This window comes from Deltaproteobacteria bacterium, from assembly GCA_019308905.1.
Lineage (GTDB): Bacteria > Desulfobacterota > BSN033 > WVXP01 > WVXP01 > JAFDHF01.
Genome location: JAFDHF010000147.1, coordinates 1 through 3,224 on the forward strand (window position 1 = coordinate 1; position 3,224 = coordinate 3,224).

3 protein-coding genes are annotated in these 3,224 nt (G+C 55.2%); all 3 read left to right on the top strand.

Annotated elements, in window-relative coordinates; translation table 11 throughout:
• The first annotated feature begins 68 nt into the window (after nucleotides 1–68).
• Complete coding sequence (locus JRJ26_20660; protein MBW2059902.1) at nucleotides 69–1,202, top strand: hypothetical protein; 1,134 nt, start codon at nucleotides 69–71, stop codon at nucleotides 1,200–1,202.
• Nucleotides 1,203–1,355: 153 nt separating this feature from the next.
• Nucleotides 1,356–2,465, top strand: a complete 1,110-nt coding sequence (locus JRJ26_20665) for a DegT/DnrJ/EryC1/StrS family aminotransferase (GenBank protein MBW2059903.1) — start codon at nucleotides 1,356–1,358, stop codon at nucleotides 2,463–2,465.
• 47 nt (nucleotides 2,466–2,512) lie between these two features.
• Nucleotides 2,513–3,224 (top strand): hypothetical protein (locus tag JRJ26_20670; protein MBW2059904.1); only part of this gene is annotated, 712 nt, incomplete at its 3' end.

A 3,224-nucleotide genomic window follows, 5' to 3' on the forward strand; every position in this document is an offset into this window, starting at 1 on the left:
AAGCTTTGATCTTTTTGTTTCCCCTGGGCACCCTGATCGCCTGGTTCCACCAGCGGAGAAACTCCCCTGTGTCGTCGGCGGACATGGGTAGTGCGGAGAGGATCGCACTCTCGGGGGTGAAGAGAGAGCTCTTGGTCCGACCACAATTAGACCTCTTGATCGGGTTCTTGACGCGGTTCATAATCAGCGAACTGTGCAGGCTTGACAGACCCATACCCCGCCTTGGGTATTTCCCCTTCGGCTACCGAAACGTGGTCACCTTCAGCTTCGACGATTTCTGCCCGTCTGGAAGGCCGCTGAAGTCGGCTCTCTTTGAATTTACAGGGGGCCTTGGACGGGCCGGAGGAGTGAAAAAGGCCTTGGCAAGAATCGGCCCTTCAGCCGGGAGAATATTCAAAGAGATCGTCGGATACTTTGGGAATCATGAAGCGCAGACCCGTAGTCTTATCGACCTGTTCAAGAGTTACGGTGCCGCCGGTTCGGCGTTCATCCTGCCGTCCCTTGGACCGGTGAAAGGCAAGACAGGCCTCACAGGGTATATCGGTTTTTCCAAGAAAAGCTACCAGGCTTTGAGGGAAGCGGGCTGGGACACGGGGACTCACATCAAGCCCGTGTTTCTGGGCGACTATGACCAGGTACACAGGAGTTTCCTGGCACGCTTCGGCACTGCTCCCATTGGCCACCGTGGCCACCAGCTCGGGTGGGTCGACCGGGAGGTGGATTGGGAGAGGCTCGACGAGCTGGGATACGCATACGACTCCACATGGAACTGGGGCGGAGAGGCCTGCTTGACATGGATCCTAGGCAGTGGTTTCCCCTTTCATCCCCTGGATCGTGACGGGCAGCCTCTGGCGATCCTTGAAGTGCCCGTCGTTGCATGGATCAAGGATCTTTACCAGACTCCCGAAAAGAGTCTCCGACTGATCGAGGAGATGCTAGACAGGTACATCGGTGTTTTCAACTTTGCGGCCCACAGTTGGAAGATCGCAGACAAGGCATACCTGGAGGCTGTGCGAGTTTTGGAGGCAGCGGGAGCTCAGCAAGATCGAGAACCTCGAGTGGGACCGAGCGGCCGGGGTCTTCTCGTTCACGGTGAGAAACAGGTGCGAGAAATACGAACTCCCCATCTATGTTCCCTGGTCCTGGAACGAGCGACGTGTCTCCGAGATCACCGTGGAAGACACGAAGGCCGGATACGGTAGACTCGGCCTTCATGGGTTTGAGTACGCGACTGTGAATCTGCCGGAGGGAGACACCAGGATCACGGTCCACTACGCTTGATATGGTACAGGGGAAGTAGTGGGGTTGTTCCACGAAGGGCGCCGACCAGCGCCCAGAATCAGGAGAAGAAGATCATGATTCCAGTATTCAAACCGTCATACGATGAAGAAGAACTGAGGGCCCTGAGAGAGCCGTTTTCGACCGGCTGGGTCGGTCTTGGGCCGAAAACAAGGGAATTCGAAAATCGATTTGCAGAGTTCATAGGGGCGAAGCATGCCGTGGGTGTGAACTCCGCCACAGCAGGCCTTCACCTCGCCCTCAAGGTCATGGACGTTGAGGGAGGTGAGGTCATAACGACACCCCTCACGTTTGTCTCCACGAATATGGCGATCCTTTACAACGGCGCGGTTCCGGTGTTTGCAGACATAGAACGCGATACCCTGAACATCGATGTCGGTGAGATAGAGAAAAGGATTACCAAGAAAACAAGAGCCGTCGTGGTGATGCACTACGGGGGACATGCCTGCGATATGGACCCGATCATGGAGCTCGCACGGGACCGCGGCATCAGGGCCATCGAAGACGCCGCTCATGCCTGCGGCGGACAGTACAAGGGGAGGATGCTGGGGTCCATCGGGGATATCGGGTGTTTCAGCTTCCATGCGGTGAAGAACCTCGCCACAGGTGATGGAGGGATGATCACGCTCGACAACGAAGAGCACGATTCAAGACTGAGGAAGCTCAGGTGGATGGGGATTTCCAAGGACACGTGGAACAGATCCGAGATAGACGACAAGTATTCGTGGTCGTACACAGTGGAAGAGATCGGCTACAAGTGCCACATGAACGACATTACGGCCTCTATCGGGCTGGTACAGTTACGAAAGCTCGAAAGGCTGAATGCCAGGCGCAGAGAGATCGTGAAGATTTACAACGAGAATTTCGCCGGCCTGGGATGGTTTGAAACGCCGGTCGAAAGAGAATATGCCAAGAGCGCATGTCACAACTACGTCGCCAAGGTGAAAGACAGGGACCGATTCATCCAATACCTCCAGGAGAACGGGATCTCTTCCTCGGTCCACTACTTTCCCAACCACTTGTATGAGCTGTTCAAAGACTACCGCAGGTGCTTGCCCACAGCAGAGAGCGTGTGGAAAAGCATTGTCACGCTTCCTCTTTATCCTGATATGAGCCAACGGGACATCGACAAAGTGATAGAGACGGTTAAGAATTTTCCGGCATGAGCCCACCCACCGGTTAGAGCAATTCAATTCAGGAGGAACGGGAAAGAGTGCAGCGCGCTGATAGGACTAGAAACAACCTGACGATCCCGCTGGCAGTCACTTCGGGACTTTTGCTGGGGCTGTTTGTATTGAGAGCGGGGACCATCGTGTCACTCGGCTTGTTTACGGTCCTTGGACTTGGGCTCCTGGTTTACTTCTATCCCGTTTACGGGATCCTCGGCGTCATGGGCTGCACATGCTTTATCCCCTACGGCAGCGTCCTGCCGTTCACGAACGTCGGGAGCATACACGTCCCTGATCTGATTCTGTTTGTCCTGGTGCTCATTGCCATCTTGAGGACCGTGCTGCAGCCAGATGTGCGACTTGTCAGGACTCCCTTGGATGCACCGATAATCATCTTCGTGGCCGTGGGAGCGGCCAGCCTGGTTGCAGGCAAGATACTGTATTCTTACGACTTCTTCACGGCCGTTCACAGATTCAAGGTGATGCTTTACTACCTTCTTGCGCTCCTGATACCGAATCTGGTTCGCACCAGGAAGGACCTGAGAATCCTGATCTACGGCAGCCTCATTCTCGGGATCGCCTCGGCCCTGCAAGTGATAGTGAGGGCCTTAGTGAACCCTCCGACCGCTATGGACAACGCAATGGAGGTCTTCTACAGGTACCAGGATGTTACAAAGTCGGGGTTATTGATGTTTTGGACCCTCGTCTCGCTGGTCTGCCTCTTTCTGGCCGGCAAAGTCAAGCTGTCTTACTGGG